This is a genomic window from Cupriavidus sp. GW822-FHT03E04 (assembly GCF_058801495.1).
The window spans coordinates 1-1,085 of the sequence record NZ_JBXANI010000075.1 but is presented as its reverse complement, the minus strand read 5'-3'; the positions used below and the strand labels follow the sequence as shown (position 1 = coordinate 1,085).

Genomic DNA, 1,085 nt, shown 5'->3' with positions numbered 1-1,085 from the left:
TGCTCCCGGAACATGCGGCTGAAATGCGCGGCGCTCTTGAAGCCGGTCATGATCGAGATCTCGGTGATGGTATACCGCCGCTTGTCCAGCGTGGCAATCCAGTCTCGGGACTTCCCAAGCCGGCTCGTCCAGAGCAGGTCGGAGAATGCCGTGCCATGCTCCTTGAGCAGATGGCAGAGATAGCGCTGCGAGATCTGGCACGCCTGTGCGACCGTGGACAGCGAGAGATCCGGATTGGCCAGATGCATGTCGATATATGCAACGATGCCTTCGAAGCGCTTCTCGCCGATGATCTGGCGCGGACCAACCTGCACGCCCTGTTCCTGGGCCGCCTGCGCGGCCGTCTTCAGCAGCGCCGACACAAGATTGTCACTGACTGCACGGTCGATCGACTCGCCCTCGTCGCACAGCAGCGCCAACAACTGCGGCATCACCCGTTGTGCGCCCGTGGGCGTGGTGAGCCGCGTGCACATCGGCGCACCGTTAGGAAAGTGACGGTGGACCACGTCCAGCGGGAACAGAATGAAGAACCACTCTGCCGGTTGCTGGCCTGCGGGCTTGCTCACGTAGTGAAACGGCACGTTGGAGCGGGTGAACGAGAAGTCCCCTGGCCCGAGCTCGCAGGAACTGTCGCTCTGTGTGATGGAAAGACTACCCGCCTTCACATACCGCAGGACCACGAGGTTCTCCTTGTTCGCGCGGATGTGGTTCCACGTGCGGCGGAACATATAGTGGGCCCGCGACGTTACCATCCCCATCGGGTACGGCGCCGACGGCACCATCTTCAGCTCAAAATGCGGACTGAGGTCGCGCCCGCAGAGCGTGGTCTCACCCTCGCAGAACTTGCGCGCGTTCTCGACGTTTGCGCGCGAGAACATGTCATTGAGGACGCTAAGCGATGCGCTCTCGCGAGAAAATGAAAAGGACTCCATGTCTCCACCTCCGCCTTTTCTATAGCGTTTTGATGTAGCGATTGTAGGTGGCGTGCGCCTGAGTCCAAGCAGGGGTTTCCCCGCGGATTGCACTCACAGATAAGTTTTGGATCCGTAGCAGGTTGTGGCGAAAGCGCACCGCTCTTGCTCACC

Annotated in this window: 1 protein-coding gene; it reads right to left on the bottom strand. The window is 60.6% G+C overall.

Features of this window, described 5'->3' with window-relative positions; translation table 11 throughout:
- Positions 1 to 932, bottom strand: a 932-nt coding sequence (locus AC1RQC_RS40330; RefSeq protein ID WP_492815269.1) for a helix-turn-helix domain-containing protein, incomplete at its 3' end; no start/stop codon positions are given.
- Positions 933 to 1,085 lie beyond the last annotated feature (153 nt).